Source organism: Streptomyces sp. NPDC045287, assembly GCF_056432325.1.
Genome location: NZ_JBWKJG010000009.1, coordinates 118,322 through 138,842 on the forward strand (window position 1 = coordinate 118,322; position 20,521 = coordinate 138,842).

Here is a 20,521-nt window from a genome sequence, read left to right on the forward strand (position 1 = left end):
TCAGCCTTCCGTGCTGATGAAGACGTTCTTGGTCTCGGTGAAGGCGGTGAGGGCGTCGGGGCCCAGCTCGCGGCCGACGCCGGACTGCTTGAAGCCGCCGAAGGGGGTCCAGTAGCGGACGCTGGAATGGGAGTTGACGGAGAGGTTGCCGGCCTGGACGGCGCGGGAGACGCGCAGGGCGCGTCCCACGTCGCGGGTCCAGACGGAGCCGGACAGTCCGTGGTCGGTGGCGTTGGCGAGGCGCACGGCGTCGTCCTCGTCGTCGAAGGGGAGGACGACGGCGACGGGGCCGAAGACCTCCTCGGTGGCGGCGGGCGCGTCGGGGGCGAGGCCGGTGAGGACGGTCGGCGGGTACCAGAAGCCGGGGCCCCGGGGGGCGCTGCCGCGCAGGGCGGCGGCGCCGTCGGGGACGTAGGACCGTACGCGGTCGAGCTGGGCGCGGGAGATGAGGGGGCCCATCTGGGTGCCCTCGTCGGCCGGGTCGCCGACGACGACCTTCTCCAGGGCGGGGGCGAGGAGTTCGAGGAACCGGTCGTGGACGGTGCGCTGGACGAGGACGCGGGTGCGGGCGCAGCAGTCCTGGCCGGCGTTGTCGAGGAACGACATGGGCGCGGCGAGGGCGGCGGCCTCGACGTCGGCGTCCGCGAAGACGATGTTGGGGTTCTTGCCGCCGAGTTCGAGGGTGACGCGCTTGACGCGGGCGGCGCACGCGGCCATGACGCCCTTGCCGACGCGTGCGGATCCGGTGAAGACGATCTTGGCGACGCCGGGGTGTTCGACGAGGGCGGCGCCGGTGACGGGGCCTTCGCCGGGGAGCACCTGGAAGAGGTGTTCGGGCAGGCCGGCGTCGAGGGTGAGTTCGGCGAGGCGGAGCGCGGTGAGCGGGGTGGCCTCGGCGGGTTTGAGGAGGACGGCGTTGCCCGCGGCGAGGGCGGGGGCGGTGCCCCAGGCGGCGATCGGCATGGGGAAGTTCCAGGGGGCGATGACGCCGACCACGCCGAGGGGTTCGAGGAAGGTGACGTCGATCCCGCCGGGTACGGGGATCTGCCGGCCGGTCAGCCGCTCCACTCCCCCGGCGGCGTAGTCGAGGAGGTCGCGGACGTTGCCGGCCTCCCAGCGGGCGTTGCCGATGGTGTGGCCGGCCTCGCGCACCTCCAGGAGGGCCAGTTCTTCCAGGTGGTCGTCGACGGTGGTGGCGAAGCGGCGCAGGAGCCGGGCGCGGTCGGCGGGGGCGGCGGCGGCCCAGGCGCGCTGGGCGCGGGCGGCGCGGGCGACGGCGGCGTCCACGCCGGCGGCGGTGGTGGCGGGGACGGCGGCGACGCGGTCCCCGGTGGCGGGGTTCAGGACGTGGAGCTCGGTGGCGGGGTCCGGGACGTGGGGCCCGGTGGTCTCGGTGGTCAAGGCGGCCTCACATGCGTTCGAAGGAGCGGCGCAGTTCCCAGTCGGTGACGGCGGCGTCGTAGGCGGCGAGTTCGACGCGCGCCATGTTCAGGTAGTGGGCGACGACGTCGTCGCCGAAGGCGGCCCGGGCGAGGGCGCTGTCCTCCCACAGCGCGGCTGCCTCGCGGAGGGTGGTGGGGACGTGCGCGTGGCCGCCGGCGTAGGCGTTGCCGGTGCAGGGCGGGGGGAGTTCGAGGCGCTGCTCGATGCCGTGCAGGCCGGCGGCGACGAGTCCGGCGACGGCGAGGTACGGGTTGACGTCGCCGCCGGGGAGGCGGTTCTCGAAGCGGGTGGAGGGGCCGCGGCCGACGACGCGGAGGGCGCAGGTGCGGTTGTCGTGGCCCCAGGCGACGGCGGTGGGGGCGAAGGACCCGGGCTGGAACCGCTTGTAGGAGTTGATGTGGGGGGCGTAGAGGAGGGAGAACTCGCGGAGGGCGGCGAGCTGTCCGGCGAGGAAGTGGCGCATGAGGGGGGAGAGGGCGGCCGGGGTGCCCGGCGGGCCGTCGCCGGCCATGGCGCTGCGGCCGTCGGCGTCCCGGAGCGAGAGGTGGATGTGGCAGGAGTTGCCCTCGCGCTCGTCGTACTTGGCCATGAAGGTGAGGGAGACGCCCTCCTGGGCGGCGATCTCCTTGGCCCCGGTCTTGTAGACGGCGTGGTGGTCGCAGGTGGTGAGGGCCTCGTCGTAGCGGAAGGCGATCTCGTGCTGGCCGGGGTTGCACTCGCCCTTGGCCGACTCGACGGTCAGTCCGGCGCCGGCCATCTCGGTGCGGATGCGGTGCAGGAGGGGTTCGACGCGGCCGGTGCCGAGGATCGAGTAGTCGACGTTGTACCGGTTGGCGGGGGTGAGGCCGCGGTAGTGGGCGTCCCACGCCTGTTCGTAGGTGTCCTTGAAGACGATGAACTCCAGCTCCGTGCCGACGTGGGCGGTGTAGCCGCGGGCGGCGAGCCGCTCCAGCTGGCGGCGGAGGATCTGGCGGGGCGCGGCGGCGACGGGGGTGCCGTCGTGCCAGGCGAGGTCGGCGAGGAGGAGGGCCGTGCCGGGGTGCCAGGGGATGCGGCGGAGGGTGGCGGGGTCGGGGCGCAGGGCGAAGTCGCCGTAGCCGGTGGACCAGGAGGACATGGCGTAGCCGTCGACGGTGTTCATGTCGGCGTCGACGGCGAGCAGGTAGGCGCAGCCCTCGGTGCCGTGCTCCAGCACCTCGTCCAGGAAGAAGGGGGCCGCGAACCGCTTGCCCTGGAGCCGCCCCTGCATGTCGGGAAAGGCCAGGACGACGGTGTCGATCTCGCCGTTCGCGACGAGCGCGCGGAGTTCGCCGACGGGGAGCGGGGGTGTGCGGTCTGCCACGGGGTGGGTCCTCCTTGGGTCAGCCGGGAGCCATAAGGTATTGCCGGAGACCTTTGCTGGGAAGGGGACGTCACCGTGGTGGTGGAGCGGGCATCCGATCGGTTGACGCCGGTGCTGCGGCCGGTGCGCGCGGGCAACGGGTTCGAGGAGGCCCTGGAGCAGATCCTGCAGGTGGTGCGGCTCGGCCTGGTGCCCGCCGGGGAGCGGCTGCCGGCGGAGCGGGAGCTGGCGGAGCGGATGGGCATCAGCCGGGTCACGCTGCGCGAGGTGCTGAAGGTGCTCCAGGAGCAGGGCCTGGTGGAGAGCCGGCGCGGCCGGTACGGGGGGACGTTCGTGCTGCGCCCGGGCCGGGGGGCGGGCGGGGAGGAGCTGCGGCGGCGGACGGCGGCGGTCGACCTGGAGGACGTGCTGTCGTTCCGGGAGGTGCTGGAGACCGGCGCCGCGGGGCTGTGCGCGGCGCGGGGGTTGGGGCGCGGCGAGGCCGACCGGCTGCGGGCGGCGCTGCGGGCGACGCACGACGCGCCGCTGGACGACTACCGGCGGCAGGACACGCTGCTGCACCTGACGCTGGCGGAGCTGTCCGGCTCGCCGACGCTGACGGCGCAGTACGCGGCGGTCCGGGCGACCGTGAACGACCTGCTGGACTGCATCCCGCTGCTCGTGCGGAACCTGGAGCACGCCCAGCAGCAGCACGACGCGCTCGTGGAGGCGGTGCTGGAGGGCGACGCCGACGGGGCGCGGGAGGCGGCGCGGGAGCACTGCGCGGGCACGGCGGCGCTGCTGCGCGGGTTCCTGGCGTGAGGAGCGCGGCGGGGGCGCGTCGGAGCACCGGCGCGGGGACGCGGGGCGGAGGGCTTGCGCCGACCGCACCGTGACGCAATGGTATGGGGTCATTCCATTGGGTCGGACCCGACGCGGGGAGCTGACGCTGCCATGACGCTGGAAGACACCCCGGGCCCTTCGGGCGCCCCGGGCACCCCGGGCACCTCTGGCGGCGAGGCGTCGCCGCCGCCCGGTACCGGTGACGGCTACCTGGAGCGCCGCGCGCTGCGGCGGGGCAGCGCCGGCTGGCTGCTGCTCACCGGGCTCGGCGTCGGGTACGTCGTCTCCGGGGACTACTCCGGATGGAACATCGGCCTCGCGAAGGGCGGCTTCGGCGGGCTGGCCGTCGCCACGGCCCTGATGGGCCTGATGTACGCGTGCCTGGTCTTCGCGCTGGCCGAGCTGTCGGCGATCCTGCCCGCCGCGGGCGGCGGCTACGGCTTCGCCCGGCGGGCGCTCGGCACCTGGGGCGGCTTCCTCACCGGCACGGCGGTCCTCGTCGAGTACGTCCTCGCCCCCGCCGCGATCTCCCTCTTCATCGGCGACCACGTCGAGTCGCTGGGGCTGTTCGGGCTGGAGTCCGCGTGGCCCGTGCACCTGGCGTGCTTCGTCGTGTTCGTCGGCATCCACCTGTGGGGGGTGGGCGAGGCGCTGCGCTTCAGCCTGGTCGTGACGGCGGTCGCGGTGGTGGCGCTGCTGGTCTTCGCGGCGGGCGCGCTCGGCGGGTTCCGGGTGGACCGGCTGAACGACATCCCGGTCGACGCGGGCGCGTTCGGCGCGGGTTCGTGGCTGCCGTACGGACTGCTCGGGATCTGGGCGGCGTTCCCGTTCGGGATGTGGTTCTTCCTCGGCGTGGAGGGCGTGCCGCTCGCCGCGGAGGAGGCGAAGGACCCGGTCAGGTCGCTGCCCAGGGCGCTGGCGCTGTCGATGGGCGTCCTGGCGGTGCTGGCCGTGGTGACGCTCCTCGCGGCGACCGGGGCGCGGGGCGCCGCCGCCGTGCAGGACGCGGGGAACCCCCTGGTGGTGGCGTTGGAGGGGGAGGACGGGCCGACCGCGCTGAGCCGGTTCGTGAACTACGCGGGCCTGGCCGGTCTGGTCGCGTCGTTCTTCTCCCTGGTCTACGCGGGCTCCCGGCAGCTGTTCGCCCTGTCGCGGGCCGGCTACCTGCCGCGGTTCCTGTCGCTGACGAGCCGCCGCAAGGCGCCGTACCCGGGGCTGCTGGTCCTCGGCGCGACCGGTTTCGCGCTGGCGGCCGGCTCCGGCGACGGGGCGCGGATGCTGAACGTCGCGGTGTTCGGCGCCACCGTCTCGTACGCGCTGATGGCGCTGTCCCACATCGTGCTGCGGCGCCGCGAGCCGGGGCTGGAGCGGCCGTACCGGACGCCGGGCGGGGCGGTGACCTCGTCGGTGGCGCTGGTGCTGGCGCTGGCGGCGCTGGTGGCGACGTTCCTGGTGGACGCGGTCGCCGCGGGGCTCGCGCTCGGGGTGTACGCGGTCGCCGCCGCCTACTTCGCGCTCTACAGCCGGCACCGCCTCGTGGCGAGCGCGCCGGAGGAGGAGTTCGCGGCGCTGGCGGCGGCCGAGGCCGAACTCGGCCGCGGGCGGACGGAGCGTCCCGCGTGAACCGGCCGCTCATCGGGGTGACGACGTACCTCGACTCCGCGAGGTGGGGCGTGTGGGAGCTGCCCGCGGCGCTGCTGCCGGCCGCGTACCCGCGGCTGGTCCAGGCGGCGGGCGGGCTCGCCGCGCTCCTCCCGCCGGACGGGCCGGACGCGGCGCCGGCGGCCGTGGCCCGGCTGGACGGGCTCGTGCTCGCGGGCGGCGCCGACGTGGAGCCCGTGCGGTACGGGGCCGCACGCGACCCCAGGACGGGCCCGCCGGCACCGGAGCGCGACGCGTGGGAGCTGGCCCTGGTCGGCGCGGCCCTGGCGGCGGGCGTCCCGGTGCTGGGCGTCTGCCGGGGCATGCAACTGCTGAACGTCGCCCTCGGCGGGACGCTGCTCCAGCACCTGGAGGGGCACACGGCCGGGGTCGGCCGGCTGGGGCGGCACGTGGTGGAGCCGGTGCCGGGGACGCGCTGTGAGTCGCTGGTCCCCGGGGCGGCGGAGGTCCCGACGTACCACCACCAGGCGGTGGAGCGGCTCGGCGCGGGGCTCGTCCCGTCCGCGTACGCCGGGGACGGGACGGTGGAGGCGGTCGAGCTGCCGGGCCGCTGGGTGCTGGGCGTGCAGTGGCACCCGGAGATGGGCGACGACCCGCGCGTGATGGCGGGGCTGGTGCGGGCCGCGTCGGCCCGGGCGGCCCGGGGCCGAGCGGCCGGAGGCCGAGGAAGCCGGGACTGAGCGGCCGGAGGCCGAGGGAGCCGAGGCTGAGAGGACCGGGGCCGAGGGGCCCAGAGCCGAGGGGTCGGGCCGCCCGCGAGCGGTTCAGCGGGCCCGCGACAGGGACAGCAGGTCACGGGCCGGGCCCGTGGGGCGGGGGCCGGTCGGCCACACGGCGCGCAGGGCGCGGCGCAGGTCGGCGCCCTCGACCGGGACCTCCGCCAGGCGGCGGGAGGCCAGCTCCTCGGTGACCGCCAGTTCGCTCAGGACCGCCGGTCCCGCACCGCTCACGGCCGCCGCCTTCACCGCCGTCGTCGAGGCCAGCTCCATCAGCGGCGCCGCGAGTCCGCCGTGCGCGGCCAGCGCCGAGTCGAGGACCTGCCGGGTCCCCGAGCCGTACTCGCGCAGCACCAGCGGCGTCCCGGCCAGCTCGGCGGGGGTGACCGGGGCGCGGCGGCGGGCCCAGCGGTGCGACGGCGCCGCGACGACCACCAGCCGGTCGCGGGCGACGACGACGCCCTCCAGCCCCTCCGGGACGGCGAGGCCCTCCACGTACCCGAGGTCCGCGTCGCCCGCGAGCAGCAGGGCGGCGACCGCGGCGGAGTTCCCCGCCTGCAACGACACGGCCGTGTCGGGCCGCTCGGCGCGCAGGGCCATCAGCCAGCCGGGCAGCAGGTACTCGGCGATGGTCATCGACGCGGCGACGCGCAGCCGCGAGTCACGGCGGTCGCGCAGCGCCTGGGCACCCGCGTCGAACGCCTCCGCCGCCTCGACGACGCGCCGCGCCCAGTCGGTGACGAGGGCCCCCGCGGCGGTGAGCCGGGAGCCGCGGGGCGACCGGTCGACGAGGGCCACGCCGAGCTGCCGCTCCATGGAGCGGATGCGGCCGCTGGCGGCGGGCTGCGTGATGCCGACCTCGCGCGCCGCCCGCCCGAGGCTGCCGTGCCGCGCGACGGCGAGCAGCAGCTCCAGGGCTCCGAGGTCGGGCACACGATGGGAGAGACTCATAAACCCAGCTTATGGGGCCATAGAGGCAAGGTGCCTGGTCGGGGGTGCTCCTCACGGTCAGGGTGGGGTCATGGCCACCCTCGTCCAACCCCCGCCCCAGCCCCGGCCCCTCCCCCGGCCCCGCCTCCGCGCGGGCGCGGGCGCGGGGCCGGGCCCACGGGCCGCCGGCGTCCGACACCTCGGCCCCCACTACTACGCCGCCGTCATGGGCACCGCGATCGTCGGCACCGCGGGCACCGGCCTGCCCCTGCGCGTGCCGGGCCTGCGCACCGCCTGCACGGCGCTGTGGGCGCTGGCGCTGGTCGCGCTGGCCGTCCTGCTGGGCGCCCGCGCCGCGCACTGGGCGCGCCACCGCGACCAGGCGCGGGCGCACCTGCTGGACCCGGCGGTCGCGCCGTTCTACGGCTGTCTCGCGATGGCGCTGACCTCGGTCGGCGGCGGGGCGCTGCTCGTCGGGCGGGACTGGGTCGGCGCGGGCGCGGCGGTGGCCCTGGGGGCCGTGCTGTGGGCGGCGGGGACGGCGGCCGGGCTGGCGGCGGCGGTCGGCGTCCCGTACCTGATGGTGGTGCGGCACCGCGTCGAGGGGGCGTCGCCGCTGTGGCTGCTGCCGGTGGTCGCGCCGATGGTGTCGGCGGCCACCGGGCCGCTGCTGGCGCCGCACCTGTCGGAGGGGCAGGCGCGGGGGACGCTCCTCGCGGTCTGCCACGCCCTGTTCGGGCTGAGTGCGCTGGCGGCGCTGCTGGTGCTCCCGCTGGTCTTCGGCCGGTTGGTGACGGCCGGCCCGCCCCCGGTCGCGGCGACCCCGGCGCTGCTGCTGGTCCTGGGCCCGCTGGGCCAGTCGGTGACGGCGGTCGGCGCCTTCGCGGACGCGGCGCCGGGCGTGCCGTACGCGCGGGGGGTCGCGGTGGCGTACGGGCTGCCGGTGACGGGGTTCGCGCTGCTGTGGCTGGCGCTGGTCGGGGCGCTGGTGGTGCGGGCGCGGCGGCGCGGGATGCGCTTCGCGATGACGTGGTGGGCGTTCACCTTCCCCGTCGGGACGTGCGTGACGGGACTGGAGGGGCTGGCGCGGCACACGGGCCTGGTGGTGCTCGACGGGGCGGCGGTGGCGCTGTACGCCCTGCTGGTCGCCGGGTGGCTGGCGGCGGCCTCGGGGACGGTACGGGGCCTGGTCAGCGGAACGCTGCTCGCAGGGCCCGGCCCAGCACCCGGGGCGCCCGGGCGAGGGACGGCCCGTACCAGGTGAGGTGCCGCCCGTCGACGAGCGCGGCGGGCAGTCCGCCGAACGCCTCGGGCCCGTCGTCGGCGGTGAACCGGTACGGCTCGTCGGGCAGGACGACCAGGTCGGCGCCGCGGGCGCGGAGCTCGTCGAGCGGTACGCGCGGGTAGCGCTCGGGGTGGTCCGCGTACACGTTGGCGACGCCGAGCCGGGCGAGGAGGTCGCCGGCGAACGTGTCCCGGCCGAGCACCGTCCAGGGCCGGCGCCAGACGGGGACGACCGCCCTGCGGGGCGGCTCGTCGGGGGCGGGCGCGGCCCAGGCCGCCTCGGCCTCGTCGAGCCAGCGGGGCCGGGAGGCGGCGCCGCAGGCGCGCAGGACCCGGTCCAGTTCGCGCAGCCCCTGCTCCAGGTCGCGGATCTCGGTGACGAGGACGTCGAGGCCGGCGGCGCGCAGGGCGGCGAGGTCCTCGGGGCGGTTCTCCTCCTCGTTGGCGACGACGAGGTCGGGGCGGAGCGCGACGACCGCGGCGACGTCCGGGTTCTTCGTGCCGCCGATCCGGGGCACGTCGAGGCCCGCCGGGTGGACGCACCAGTCGGTGCGGGCCACGAGGACGCCGGGCACGGTCACGGCGACGGCCTCGGTGAGGGACGGCACCAGCGACACGACCCGGATCACTGCTCCGCCGCCTCCATGTGGGGCGCCACCGACACGACGAGCACGCGCGTGCCCGGTCCGGAGGCGCGCCAGCGGTGGCGGACCCCGCCGGAGAGGTACAGCGTGTCGCCGCGCTCCAGCCGGTACGCGCGGCCCTCGGCCTCCACCTCCGCGGTGCCGTCGGCGACGTACAGCAGGGCGTCGTTGCGGAGGACCAGTTCACGGCCGGCGTCGTGCTCGCCGGTGAACTCGTCGGCGTGCATCTGGTGCTCGCCGCGCACCAGCGCCCGGACGCCGGCCGGCGCGCCCGGGTCGTCGGCGCGCGCCGCGGCCCGGACGACGTCGACCGTGCGGGCGGCGTCGCCCGCGTCGAGCAGTTCGACGGCGGTGGTCTTCAGCGCGTCGGCGATGCACTCCAGGGAACGCATGCTGGGGCGGGCGCGCTCGTTCTCGATCTGGCTGAGAAAGGGCACGGACAGGCCGCTGCGCTCGGCGACGGCGGCGAGGGTCAGCGACAGCGCCCTGCGCCTCCTGCGCACGGCCGCGCCGACCCGCGGTGTTTCCTTGTCGTCCATGTCTTCCCTCCCTTCCCTCCCTCTTCCGACAACCTTACGCAGCGCGGGTACGCCCGAGTAGCGCAAACGGCGGAAGCGCTGCGCCGGTTGTTCTGTCAGTGGCGTACGGCATCATGCGAGGGGTGACGCGACGCCTGATGCTCCTCGACACCGCTTCCCTCTATTTCCGGGCCTACTTCGGGGTCCCCGACTCGGTGCGGGCCCCGGACGGCACGCCGGTGAACGCCGTGCGCGGGCTGCTCGACTTCATCGCCCGGCTGGTGCGGGACCACCACCCGGACGACCTCGTGGCCTGCATGGACGCGGATTGGCGGCCGGCCTGGCGGGTGGAGCTGATCCCCTCGTACAAGGCGCACCGGGTCGCCGCGGCGACGGGGCCGGGCGTGCCGGACGAGGAGGAGGTGCCGGACGCGCTGTCGCCGCAGGTCCCGGTGATCGAGGCGGTGCTGGACGCGGTGGGCATCGCGCGCGCGGGGGCCGCCGGGTACGAGGCGGACGACGTGATCGGCACGCTCGCGGGCCGGGCGGCGGGGCCGGTGGACATCGTCACGGGCGACCGCGACCTGTTCCAGCTGGTGGACGACGCGCGCGGGGTGCGGGTGCTGTATCCGGTCAAGGGCGTGGGGACGCTCCAGGTGGTGGACGGGGAGTGGCTGCGCGGGAAGTACGGCGTGGACGGCCCGGGGTACGCGGACCTGGCCGCGCTGCGGGGCGACCCGAGCGACGGGCTGCCGGGGGTGCCGGGCATCGGCGAGAAGACCGCCGCGAAGCTGCTGGAGTCGTTCGGGGACCTGGCGGGGATCACGGCCGCGCTGGACGACCCGGCGGCGGGGCTGACCCCGGCGCAGCGCCGGCGGCTGGACGGCGCGCGGGACTACCTGGCGGTCGCGCCGAAGGTGGTGCGGGTCGCGGACGACGTTCCGCTGCCGCCCCTCGACCCGGCGCTGCCGGCCGGCCCGAGGGACCCGGAGACCGTGCACGCCCTGGCTGAAAGGTGGGGGTTGGGCGGGGCGCTGGAGCGACTGCTCTCCGCTCTTCCCCGATGAAGTGTTAGCTTAGGTATACCTAAGCTAACTACGTTTCGGGGAGTACGCCGTGGCCGATGAGCCGTCCCGCAGGACACCGAAGGCCCACGAGGCGCAGGTGGTGCGCACCGAGCGGATCGCTCCGCACATGGTGCGGATCGTGCTCGGAGGCGAGGGGCTGACCTCCTTCGCCACGAGCGGCTTCACCGACCACTACGTCAAGATCCTGTTCGCCCCGGAGGGCGTGGCGTACCCGGAGCCGTTCGACCTGGAGCGGATCCGCGAGGAGCTGCCGCGCGACCAGTGGCCGGCGCAGCGCACGTACACGGTGCGCGCCTGGGACCCGGTGCAGCGGGAGCTGACGGTCGACTTCGTGGTGCACGGCGACGAGGGGCTGGCCGGCCCCTGGGCGGCGCGGGCGCGGGTCGGCGAGACGGTCCGGTTCCTCGGCCCGGGCGGTGGGTACGCGCCGGACCCGGAGGCCGACTGGCACCTGCTGGTGGGTGACGAGAGCGCCCTGCCGGCGATCGCGGCGGCGCTGGAGGGGCTGCCGGACGGCGCCGCGGCGTACGCGTTCATCGAGGTGGGCGAGGCGGACGACGAGCTGAAGATCACCGCCCCGGCCGGCGCGGAGGTCCGCTGGCTGCCGCGCCGCGGCCGTCCGGTCGGCGAGGCGCTGGTCGAGGCCGTGCGGAACCTGGACTTCCCCGAGGGCGACGTCCACGCGTTCGTCCACGGCGAGGCGGGCGCGGTGCGGGAGCTCCGCCGCCACCTGCGCAAGGACCGCGGCGTCCCCCTGGAGCGCCTGTCGATCTCGGGGTACTGGCGCCTGGGCAAGTCGGACGAGGCGTGGCGCGCGGTCAAGCGCGAGTGGAACGCCCAGGTGGAGCGCGAGGAGCAGTCCGCCTGAGGCGGGGCCTCTCCCGCACTCGTCCCGCGTCGGGCCCGCACTCCCCCGTGCGGGCCCGAGTGGTGGGGGCGGGTACTCCGTCCGCCTTTCCCGGATGGCGCAATTGTCCGGTTTGCCTATTACTTGGAGCAAACCGCGCGCCCAGTCGGCGCACGACGACCGACACGGTGTGTGCCTCACCGGAGTCCGGCGAACGGAGCCACGCCATGACAACCGACGACCCCACGACCCGCGCCGCCGGGGCGGCTCCTGTCCGGGAGCAGCCGCCCGACCCCCAGGTCCCCGGGACCGGGGCCCCCGCCGCCCCGGCCGCCGTGCCCGCCGACGCCGCCCGCCGCGAAGCGCCGCCCACCGGCGCCGTACGCGCCGGGGCCGCGCGCCCGGGCGCCGCGCCGCCCGGCACCGCACCGGCCGGGACGTCGTACACGACCGGCACGTTCACCCCGGCGGCGTCCGCCGGGACCGCGCACCCGTACGGCGTGGCCGGCGACGGCGCGGCCGGCTCCACGCGGTCCGGCGGCGACCGGTTCGCCGGTGGGGCCGCGCCCGCGGGCCACCCGCGCGCCGGGGCGGCGTTCGGGGGCCCCGCACCGGCGGACGCCGACGACACGGACGCCGACGTCGCCGGCACCGACGGCGCGGGCGGCCCCCTCGGGCCCGCCGACCGGATCCCATTCGAGGACGTGCCGGGCGACGGCGCGCCCTCCCCCCTCGGCACCCCCTCCAGCCCCTTTGGCCCCGGCGGTCCCGGGGCGGCGGCCGACGCCGCACTCGTCGAGGCCGCACTCGCCGAGACGTCGGGCACGGGCACGGCCGACACAGTCGACACGGCCGACACGGCCGACACGGCCGGCGCCGCCATCGGGGGCGGCGAGGACGGTGACGAGGACAGCGACGAGCGCATACGGACACTGATCTGGACGGCGGCCACGTACCGCCCGCTGGAGGAGGTCGCCGCGCTGGTGACCCAGCTCAAGCACACCAAGGCCGTCGACAGCCCCGCGGACGAGGCGCTGCGCGCGGCCGCGGTGGCCCGGCCCCTGGAAGAGGTCCGGCAACTGGTCGCGATGCTGAACGAGGCCGGTCACACGCTCGACGAGAACGACACGACCCTCCGCGCCGCGGCCGTCGGCAGGCCGGTCGAGGACGTCGTCCAGTTGGTGAGCATCCTCGGCACCGGCGACGGCCAGGGCGCGCCGCCCTCGCCGGGCACGCCGCCGGCCGGCTCCCCGTACGCGGGCGCGGCGGACGGCGGCGCCCAGCCGGTGCCGGAGAACCCCAACGTCCGCCCGCCCCGTTCCGTTTCGGCCGTGGCGGCGGCGGCGTCGGCGGCGGAGGCGCCGGTCAGGGTCCTCGCGCCCGGTCCGGTCGACGAGGCCGCCGTCCCGCCGTCCCGGTCCGGGCTGCGCTGGCCCGCGGCGGCGGCCCTGTTCGCCTGCGGCGTCATCCACCTGCCCACGGACTTCGCAGGGCTGTGGTCCGGCGGGTACGCGGAGGCCATGGTCCTCGTCGTCGCCGTGCTCTGCCTGGTGCTCGGCGAGTGGCTGATCGTGCGGGACACCGTGCGCGTCTGGGGGTCCGCGGCCGCCCTGTCCGTCGGCGTCGTGGCCCTCCACGGGATGGCGGGCAGCAGCGGGGTCACCCTGCTGCAGAGCAGCCTGGGCCGCTCGTGGACCTGGGCGGGCGCCGCCGCGGTGGCGTGCGCCATGCTGACGGCCCTCCTGGCCGGTTCGGCGCTGCTGCGCCGGCAGCGGCAGCCCGGCGCGGCCGACGGCACCTGACGGGCGGCGCTCCCGGCCCGCCGCCCCGGCGGGAGAGCCGCTCCCCCGCGGCTCCCGCGCCCCCGCCCCCGCGGCGGGGGCGCTTCGCGTCGCCGGGCGCGGGGGCGGGGGTCAGGCCGTGGCGGGCGGTTCCCCTGTGCCGTACGCACGGGCCGAGGCGTCGACCTGGGCGAGGCGCCGCAGCGAGGTGAGGACCGCGTCGCCCAGGACCGTGCCGACCACGGCGCTCTCCACGACGTCCTCCCGCGCCACCTCCCGCGCCACGTACGCCACGTCGACCGCGGCGATCCGCTCCGCCGCCTCCGCGTACACGTCCAGCGACACCTCCGCGAACCGGTCGTGCCCCAGCCGGCCGAAGGCCGCGAGCGCGTCGGCCAGGGACCGGACCGCCGGGTTGTCGTCGTCCACGAGCCACCCCCGGCGGGCGATCAACTCCCGGGCCTGCCGGCGGGCGGTGTCCCGCGCCGCGTCGTCCGGCCCGCCCTCGCGCGGCGCGATGTGGTCGTGCGCCGCGCCGAGCACCTCGTGCACCGAGCGGTCCGGGTCCTCGACCGCCTCCAGGACGTCCCGGATGGCCGCCACGGAGAGCCCGCCCACGTCGATGAGCGCCCGCACCAACCGCAGCCTGCGGACGTGCGACTCGTCGTAGCGGGCCTGGTTGGGGCTGCTCAGCTCCCCGGCGGGCAGCAGGCCCTCCCTTACGTAGTACTTGATCGTCGGCACCGACACCCCGGTCCTGCGGCTCAGCTCGCCCACGCGCACGCCAGTCCACCCTCTTCGTTCGGCTCCGCACCCCGCCCTTGCCAAGGCCACCCCCATCATAGATAGTGACGCTATCGGATAGCGGTAAGTCTCACTATCCATTCTGCTCCGGGGGTGTCCACATGTCGTTACCCACGCTCCACCGTCCTCTGCACCGTCCGCTCGTCGCCGTCTCCGCCGGGATGGCCGTCATGGCCGTCGTCTCGGCGTTCGGCCTCGTGCTGGACGACAGGCTGCTCCTCGGCGCGCCGATGTGGGCGAAGCCGTTCAAGTTCGCCGTGTCGTTCGTCGCCTACGGCCTGTCCCTCGCCTGGATGCTGTCCCTCCTCCCCCTCCGCAGCCGCGCGGGGCGGCGGACCGCCTCCTGGGCGGGCACGGTCGTCGCCGTGTCCTTCATCGTCGAGATGCTCCTCATCGCCGGCCAGGCCGTACGCGGCAGGCGCAGCCACTTCAACTACGCCACCCCGTTCGACACGGCCGTGTACCTCGCGATGGGCGCGATCGCGGTCGTCCTCTGGTTCGCCACCCTGGCGGTCGCCGTCCTCCTCTTCCGCGCCCGTCTCGCGGACCGCGCCACCGTCTGGACGATCCGGCTCGGCACCGTCCTCGCCCTCGTCGGCGCGGCGTTCGGCCCGGTCATGTCCCAGCCGGCCCCCGGCCAACGGCGCGGCGTCTCCGACGTCGTCGGCGCCCACAGCGTCGGCGTGGCGGACGGCGGCGCCGGAATGGCGCTCACCGGCTGGTCGACGACCGGCGGCGACCTGCGCGTCCCGCACTTCGTCGGCATGCACGCCCTGCAACTGCTCCCGCTGGTCCTGCTCGCGCTGCTCGTCCTCGCCCGGCGCCGCCCCCGGCTGGCCGACCCGCGGACGCGGCTGCGGCTGATGCTGGTCGCCTCGGGCGCGTACGCGGCGGTCCTGGCCCTGGTCGGCTGGCAGGCCCTGCGCGGTCAGCCGCTGATCCACCCCGACACCGCGACCCTCGCCGCCGCGGCGGCCATCGCGGTCCTCACCGCCGTCGGCGTCCTGGCGGCCCTCCGCGGGCCGGCCGCGCCCACCGCGCCCGCCCCCACCGCCGTCCCCAGCCGCCCCCGTCCGGAGCGCGTCCCGTGACCGAGACCCTCTTCGAGCTGGCGTTCCTGCTCGCCGCGCCCGTCTGGCTGCTGATGGTCCTCGCCCCCGGCCGGCCCCTCACGGACCGGATCGCCGCGTCCCCCCTGACTGCCGTACCGGTCCTGCTCGTCCACCTCGCGCTCGCCGCGCCCGTCGCGCCCGAGCTGTGGGCGGCCGTACGGCAGCCGGACCTGGAGGCGTTCCGCGCGCTGACCGCCCTCCCGGACGGGGCGGGGGCCGTGTGGGCGCAGGTCATCGCGTGGGACCTGCTGATCGGCCAGTGGATGTACCGGGAGTGCCGCCGGCTCGGAGTGCGCCCGCTCGTGTCGAGCCCCCTGCTGGTCCTGACGGTCCTCCTCTCCCCCGCGGCCCTCCTGCTCTTCCTCCCCCTGCGGGCGGCCCTGGCGGCCCGCCGCGACGCCGTGCCCGCCCGGTGACGGCGAAGGACCCGGCCGGGGCGCCCCCGGCCGGGTCCTTCCGCGTCGTACGGCGGTCAGCCCACCGAGCTGTACGCGACGACCCCCCGCAGCAGCCCGTCGACCGCCTTGCGGGCGCTCTTGGCGACCGTGCTGTCCTTCTGCGGCGCGGCCGCCGCGATCTGGCCCAGCACGTCGATGACCTGCTTGCACCAGCGGACGAAGTCGCCGGCCGGCATCTCCGCCTCGCGCAGCACCTCGTCGAGGCCCTTCCCGGACGCCCACTGGTGCGCCGCCCAGGCGAAGCCGAGGTCCGGCTCGCGCTGCCCCACGCCCTCCGCCTGGTTGACCCGGAACTCCTCCTCCAGCGCGTCCAGCCGGCCCCAGATGCGGACCATCTCGCCCAGCGCGGCCTTGGCCCTGCCCGTCGGCACCTTCGGCGCGACCGCGTCGTCGGCCTGCCGCGCCTCGTACACCAGCGCCGACGCGCACGCGGCGAGCTCGGCCGGGTCCAGCCCCTCCCAGACGCGCTCGCGCAGGCACTCGCTGGCCAGCAGGTCCAGCTCGCCGTAGAGCCGGGCGAGCCGCTTGCCGTGCTCGGTGACCTCGTCGCCCCGCAGGTAGTCCATCTCGGTCAGCAGCGCCACGATCCGGTCGAACGTGCGGGCGATCGTGTTGGTGCGGCCCTCGATGCGCCGCTCCAGCTGCCGCGTGTCCCGCTGCAACCGGTGGTACCGCTCCGCCCAGCGGGCGTGGTCCTCGCGCTCGTCGCAGCCGTGGCAGGGGTGCGCACGGAGCGCGGAGCGCAGCCGGGCGATCTCCCGGTCGTCGACGGCGGCGGACCGCTGCTTGCGGTGCCGCTCCGGCACGATGTGCCCCGCCTTCGTCCGCAGCGCGGACGCCAGGTCGCGGCGCGACTGCGGGGAGCGCGGGTTGAACGAGCGCGGGATGCGCATCCGCTCCAGCGGCTCCACCGGCACCGGGAAGTCGATCGACGCCAGCCGCTTGACCTGCCGCTCCGCGGTGAGGACCAGCGGCCGGGGGCCGTCCTGGTGGTCGAAGCCGCGGTGCCCGTTGGACCGCCCGGCGGGCAGACCCGGGTCCAGGACCAGCGCCAACCCGGCGAACTTGCCGGTCGGCACGTGGATGACGTCCCCGGGCTTGAGCCGCTCCAGCGACGTGGCCGCCGCGGCGCGCCGCTGGGCCGCCCCCTGTTTGGCCAGCTCGTTCTCCCGGTCCTTCAGCTCGCGGCGCAGCCGCGCGTACTCCTCGAAGTCCCCGAGGTGGCAGGTCATGCCCTCCCGGTAGCCCTCCAGGCCCTCCTCGTTGCGCTGGACCTGGCGGGAGATGCCGACGACGGACCGGTCCGCCTGGAACTGCGCGAACGACGTCTCCAGCAGCTCGCGCGAGCGGTGCCGGCCGAACTGGTCGACCAGGTTGACCGCCATGTTGTACGAGGGCCTGAAGCTGGACCGCAGGGGGTACGTCCGCGTGCCGGCCAGGCCCGCGAGGTGCCCCGGGTCCATGCCGCGCTGCCAGAGCACCACGGCGTGGCCCTCGACGTCGATGCCGCGCCGGCCCGCGCGGCCCGTGAGCTGCGTGTACTCGCCGGGGGTGATGTCGGCGTGCTGCTCGCCGTTCCACTTGACGAGCTTCTCCAGCACGACCGACCGGGCGGGCATGTTGATGCCGAGCGCCAGCGTCTCCGTGGCGAAGACCGCCTTGACGAGGCCCCGGACGAACAGCTCCTCGACGACCTCCTTGAACGTCGGCAGCATGCCGGCGTGGTGCGCGGCGATGCCCCGCTCCAGCCCCTCCAGCCACTCGTAGTAACCCAGGACGTGCAGGTCCTCGGTGGGGATGGACGCCGTGCGCTCCTCGACGATCTCGCGGACCCGGGCGCGGGCCTCTTCGTCGTTGAGCCGCAGTCCCGCGTAGAGGCACTGCTGGACGGCGGCCTCGCAGCCGGCGCGGCTGAAGATGAACGTGATCGCCGGCAGCAGCCCCTCGGCGTCGAGCCGCTCGATGACCTCGGGCCGGGCCGGTGTCCAGATCCGCGACCGCTGACGGCGCTCCCGCTCCCGGTCGGCCTCGCGGACCATCTTGCCGCGCCGCCGCTCGCGCGGGTCGTACGTGCGCGAGTTCTCCATGCGGGCGAGGCGGACCAGGTCGGGGTTGACCTCGCGGCGCGTGACGCCGCGGCCGCCGTGGTCGGTCTCCTCCTCGAAGAGGTCGTAGATCCGGCGCCCCGCCAGGACGTGCTGCCACAGCGGCACGGGACGGCTCTCGGAGACGATCACCTCCGTGTCGCCGCGGACCGTGTCGAGCCAGTCGCCGAACTCCTCGGCGTTGGAGACGGTCGCGGAGAGCGAGACGAGGGTCACGGACTCGGGGAGGTGGATGATCACCTCTTCCCAGACGGCGCCGCGGAAGCGGTCGGAGAGGTAGTGCACCTCGTCCATGACCACGTAGCCGAGGCCGCGCAGGGACTGGGAGCCCGCGTAGAGCATGTTGCGGAGCACTTCGGTGGTCATGACGACCACGGGGGCGTCGGAGTTGACGCTGTTGTCACCGGTGAGCAGGCCGACCTTGCCGGGGCCGTAGCGCTTGACGAGGTCGGTGTACTTCTGGTTCGACAGCGCCTTGATCGGCGTCGTGTAGAAGCACTTGCGGCCCTGTTCGAGGGCGAGGTGGACGGCGAACTCGCCGACGATGGTCTTGCCCGAGCCGGTCGGCGCGGCGACGAGCACGCCCTTGCCCGTCTCCAGGGCGCGGCAGGCCTCGATCTGGAACGGGTCCAGCTCGAAGTCGTAGAGGGAACGGAAGGCGTGGAGCGCGGTGGCCTCCTCGGCGGCCCGGCGCCGGGCCGCCGCGTACGCTTCCGCTGGTGTGAGGTCGTCTGTCATCTTGTTATCGAGCCTACCCGCCGCCGCCGACAGTCAGCTCGGCGTTTGTTCGACCTTGTTCAGGCGTTCATCGACGGGTCGCGGACGGCGTGTTCCACGGCTGCGTACGGTGAACGGCCGACCGCGCTGCGCGTGCGCGGTCGGCCGTTCGCCGTTCGGGTGCGGGGGCTCAGGTGACGTCGTCGTAGCCGTTGACGCGCCGGGCCGGGGTGGCCTCGACGTCCCCGCCGGCCTGCTCGGGCAGGGCGGGCGCGGCGACGGGTTCGACGGGGGCGATCGGCTCGGGCGTGAGGTCGAGGCTGGACGCCTCGTCGTCGTCCAGTTCGGGTCCCTGCTGCCGGCGCCGGCGGCGGTCGTTGAGCAGGGCGAAGCCGACGGCCGCGAAGTACAGCGCCGTGAGCGGCACCTGGAGCACGATCATGGACAGCGGGTCGGTGGGCGTGACGATCGCCGCGAAGATCGCGATGCCCATGACCATGCCGCGCCACCAGCCGAGCATCCGCGCGCCGCTGACCACGCCGCCCATGTTGAGCAGGATGAGCAGCAGGGGCAGTTGGAAGGCGAGGCCGAAGGCGAGGACCAGCTTGATGGTCATGCCGATCATGTCGTCGACGGTGATGTAGTTCACCGAGCCGTCGACGCTGAAGCTGAGCAGCAGCGGCACCGCGTGCGGGAGGACCCAGTACGCGAGGTAGCCGCCGGCGAGGAACAGCGGCGTGCCGATCGCGACCGTGGAGATCGCGTACTTCTTCTCGTTCTTGTGCAGGCCCGGCGCGATGAACGCCCACAACTGGTACAGCCAGACCGGGGCGGACGCCACGAGGCCGGCCATGATGCCGACCTTGACGTACGTGGTGAACGGGGACGTGATGCCGATCTGCGAGAGCACGGCGCACTTGCCGGCCCGCGCGGCCGGATCCAGCTCGCTCGCGCACCGGGGCACGGGGGAGCTCAGGAACTCGGCGATGTCCTTGGAGAAGAACAGCGCCACGATCATCAGCGGGATGAAGGCCAGCAGGGACTTGACCAGCCGGTTGCGGAGCTCGCGCAGATGATCGACGAGGGGCATCCGCCCCTCGGGGTCCTTGGGCTTCTTGCGGGCAGACTTGAGCAACCCACGTCCTTATCTCGGAGGGTGGCCGGCCGTCCGGGCGGCCACCCGTGTGCCTGTGGTGAACCGTGAACCGCGCGCCCGGGGCGTCAGCCCTGGGCGGTCCGCTTGGGCTCCTCCACAGGGCGGGCGGACGCGACGTCACCGGGAGCGGCCTGGATGGTCCTGGGCGCGGCGGTCTGCTCGGCGGTGCCGGCCTGGGACGCGTCGTCCTTGGCGGCGCCGTCGTTCTTCATGGCGGCGGCCTCGCTCTTGAGGATGCGGGCGGACTTGCCCAGCGAACGGGCGACCTCCGGCAGCTTCTTCGCGCCGAACAGCAGCACGAAGATCCCCACGACGATGGCCAGATGCCAGATACCGACCTGACCCATGTTTCCCTACCTTCTGAACCGAGGTCCTGAACCGGAGCGGTGCGGACGCATGACCCTGCGGGCCGCCCGCGCGGGCATTCATCGTAACCCTCACGGGTAAACACGGGGCAATCCCCCGGCGTACCCCTGGTGCGAGGGGTTACCGGGGTGGTGTGCGGGGCGCGTCGGCCGGGGGCCGGCGGTGCGGCAGGGCGTCGCCGCTCCGCGCGAGGCCGACGGCGGCCCTCTCCAGTTCCTCCGCGGCGCTGTTGATCCGCTGTGTGGTGCGCGTCACTTGACGGCCGAGGCGCTGGGCCTCGATGAACACCCGGACACCGAGGGCGCCGAGGACGGCGATCCCGAGGAACCCCAGGGCGACGGCGAGCATGGGCCAGAACATGGACAGAGCCTAGACCTGTCAGACGGTGGAGTGGAGCCGCAGCGTCCGCACCCCGCCGCCGGTGAGGAGTTCGACGATCCGCTCCCCGGCGGGCTTGCGGACGGCGGAGCCGCACTCGGGGCAGGTGAAGGAGTAGAAGGTGGTGCGCCGGCTGGCGCCGATGGCCAGCCGCAGGGAGTTCGGGGGCAGTTCGAACCGGGCTCGGCACTCGGGGCAGGCCGCCTTGAAGAGGACCGGGCGGCGCGCCTGCGGGACGCCGGGCGGCGAAGGCGTGTCTCCCCTGTCCCCCATGGCTTTCCTCTCCTCTTCCGGTGCGGCGCGGTCCCGGCGCGTGGTCCCGGTCCCGGACGCGGCGTCACTCCTGGA

At 75.4% G+C, this 20,521-nt stretch carries 20 protein-coding genes; 9 read left to right on the forward strand and 11 right to left on the reverse strand.

Annotated elements, in window-relative coordinates:
- Together AC07D6_RS17170 and AC07D6_RS17175 are read right to left on the reverse strand one after the other, a co-directional pair.
- Positions 1-1,401, reverse strand: coding sequence for an aldehyde dehydrogenase family protein (locus tag AC07D6_RS17170; protein ID WP_479045123.1), 1,401 nt, complete (start codon positions 1,399-1,401; stop codon positions 1-3).
- A 7-nt stretch (positions 1,402-1,408) separates the two neighbouring features.
- On the reverse strand, positions 1,409-2,785 hold the full coding sequence (locus AC07D6_RS17175) for a glutamine synthetase family protein (protein ID WP_479045125.1): 1,377 nt from the start codon (positions 2,783-2,785) through the stop codon (positions 1,409-1,411).
- A 78-nt stretch (positions 2,786-2,863) separates the two neighbouring features.
- Between AC07D6_RS17175 and AC07D6_RS17180 the strand changes: the two genes are divergently transcribed.
- The 3 genes from AC07D6_RS17180 (at position 2,864) to AC07D6_RS17190 (ending at position 5,949) form a co-directional block, all read left to right on the forward strand.
- Positions 2,864-3,586: a FadR/GntR family transcriptional regulator gene (locus tag AC07D6_RS17180; protein ID WP_479045127.1), complete on the forward strand. Its 723-nt coding sequence runs from the start codon at positions 2,864-2,866 to the stop codon at positions 3,584-3,586.
- Positions 3,587-3,718: 132 nt separating this feature from the next.
- Positions 3,719-5,230 (forward strand): ethanolamine permease, encoded by a 1,512-nt coding sequence (eat, locus tag AC07D6_RS17185; RefSeq protein ID WP_479045129.1) that lies wholly within the window; start codon positions 3,719-3,721, stop codon positions 5,228-5,230.
- On the forward strand, positions 5,227-5,949 hold the full coding sequence (locus AC07D6_RS17190; RefSeq protein ID WP_479045131.1) for a gamma-glutamyl-gamma-aminobutyrate hydrolase family protein: 723 nt from the start codon (positions 5,227-5,229) through the stop codon (positions 5,947-5,949). Before eat ends, AC07D6_RS17190 begins: the two co-directional genes overlap by 4 nt.
- 84 nt (positions 5,950-6,033) lie before the next feature.
- On the opposite strand, the gene AC07D6_RS17195 is transcribed toward AC07D6_RS17190, so the two are convergent.
- Positions 6,034-6,936: a LysR family transcriptional regulator gene (locus AC07D6_RS17195; RefSeq protein WP_479045133.1), complete on the reverse strand. Its 903-nt coding sequence runs from the start codon at positions 6,934-6,936 to the stop codon at positions 6,034-6,036.
- Between the two features lie 70 nt (positions 6,937-7,006).
- Here AC07D6_RS17195 and AC07D6_RS17200 point away from each other — a divergent pair, with 70 nt between their 5' ends.
- Complete coding sequence (locus AC07D6_RS17200; protein ID WP_479045135.1) at positions 7,007-8,179, forward strand: SLAC1 family transporter; 1,173 nt, start codon at positions 7,007-7,009, stop codon at positions 8,177-8,179.
- Here AC07D6_RS17200 and AC07D6_RS17205 read toward each other — a convergent pair.
- Both AC07D6_RS17205 and AC07D6_RS17210 read right to left on the reverse strand, forming a co-directional pair.
- The gene (locus AC07D6_RS17205) at positions 8,106-8,825 is read right to left on the reverse strand and encodes a helical backbone metal receptor (RefSeq protein ID WP_479045302.1); all 720 of its coding nucleotides are present in this window, start codon (positions 8,823-8,825) and stop codon (positions 8,106-8,108) included. The genes AC07D6_RS17200 and AC07D6_RS17205 overlap by 74 nt on opposite strands.
- Entirely contained in the window at positions 8,825-9,382 is a 558-nt protein-coding gene (locus AC07D6_RS17210) for a helix-turn-helix domain-containing protein (RefSeq protein WP_315879180.1), read from the reverse strand. The genes AC07D6_RS17205 and AC07D6_RS17210 overlap by 1 nt, the downstream gene beginning before the upstream one ends.
- A gap of 137 nt (positions 9,383-9,519) precedes the next feature.
- On the opposite strand from AC07D6_RS17210, the gene AC07D6_RS17215 reads away from it, so the two are divergent.
- From AC07D6_RS17215 to AC07D6_RS17225, 3 genes are all read left to right on the forward strand, one after another.
- On the forward strand, positions 9,520-10,428 hold the full coding sequence (locus AC07D6_RS17215; protein ID WP_479045304.1) for a 5'-3' exonuclease: 909 nt from the start codon (positions 9,520-9,522) through the stop codon (positions 10,426-10,428).
- A gap of 49 nt (positions 10,429-10,477) precedes the next feature.
- Positions 10,478-11,317: a siderophore-interacting protein gene (locus AC07D6_RS17220; RefSeq protein WP_315879179.1), complete on the forward strand. Its 840-nt coding sequence runs from the start codon at positions 10,478-10,480 to the stop codon at positions 11,315-11,317.
- Positions 11,318-11,523: 206 nt separating this feature from the next.
- A complete protein-coding gene (locus AC07D6_RS17225) occupies positions 11,524-13,098 on the forward strand; it encodes a hypothetical protein (RefSeq protein ID WP_479045138.1) in 1,575 nt (524 codons plus the stop codon).
- A 111-nt stretch (positions 13,099-13,209) separates the two neighbouring features.
- Here AC07D6_RS17225 and AC07D6_RS17230 read toward each other — a convergent pair whose 3' ends face one another.
- Entirely contained in the window at positions 13,210-13,860 is a 651-nt protein-coding gene (locus AC07D6_RS17230) for a MerR family transcriptional regulator (RefSeq protein WP_315879177.1), read from the reverse strand.
- A gap of 122 nt (positions 13,861-13,982) precedes the next feature.
- On the opposite strand from AC07D6_RS17230, the gene AC07D6_RS17235 reads away from it, so the two are divergent.
- Together AC07D6_RS17235 and AC07D6_RS17240 are read left to right on the forward strand one after the other, a co-directional pair.
- Positions 13,983-14,972: a hypothetical protein gene (locus tag AC07D6_RS17235; RefSeq protein WP_479045141.1), complete on the forward strand. Its 990-nt coding sequence runs from the start codon at positions 13,983-13,985 to the stop codon at positions 14,970-14,972.
- Entirely contained in the window at positions 14,969-15,409 is a 441-nt protein-coding gene (locus AC07D6_RS17240; protein WP_479045144.1) for an ABA4-like family protein, read from the forward strand. The genes AC07D6_RS17235 and AC07D6_RS17240 overlap by 4 nt, the downstream gene beginning before the upstream one ends.
- Before the next feature lie 56 nt (positions 15,410-15,465).
- Here the strand turns inward: AC07D6_RS17240 and AC07D6_RS17245 are convergent, their stop codons facing one another.
- The 5 genes from AC07D6_RS17245 to AC07D6_RS17265 all read right to left on the reverse strand — a co-directional run bounded on the left by AC07D6_RS17245 (position 15,466) and on the right by AC07D6_RS17265 (position 20,446).
- A complete protein-coding gene (locus AC07D6_RS17245; protein WP_315879174.1) occupies positions 15,466-18,294 on the reverse strand; it encodes a DEAD/DEAH box helicase in 2,829 nt (942 codons plus the stop codon).
- Between the two features lie 169 nt (positions 18,295-18,463).
- The gene (gene tatC, locus AC07D6_RS17250; protein WP_315879173.1) at positions 18,464-19,408 is read right to left on the reverse strand and encodes a twin-arginine translocase subunit TatC; all 945 of its coding nucleotides are present in this window, start codon (positions 19,406-19,408) and stop codon (positions 18,464-18,466) included.
- Positions 19,409-19,494: 86 nt separating this feature from the next.
- Complete coding sequence (tatA, locus tag AC07D6_RS17255; RefSeq protein ID WP_315879172.1) at positions 19,495-19,776, reverse strand: Sec-independent protein translocase subunit TatA; 282 nt, start codon at positions 19,774-19,776, stop codon at positions 19,495-19,497.
- 139 nt (positions 19,777-19,915) lie between these two features.
- Positions 19,916-20,155 (reverse strand): hypothetical protein, encoded by a 240-nt coding sequence (locus AC07D6_RS17260; protein WP_315879171.1) that lies wholly within the window; start codon positions 20,153-20,155, stop codon positions 19,916-19,918.
- Positions 20,156-20,173: 18 nt separating this feature from the next.
- Positions 20,174-20,446, reverse strand: coding sequence for a CpXC domain-containing protein (locus tag AC07D6_RS17265; protein WP_315879170.1), 273 nt, complete (start codon positions 20,444-20,446; stop codon positions 20,174-20,176).
- Positions 20,447-20,521 lie beyond the last annotated feature (75 nt).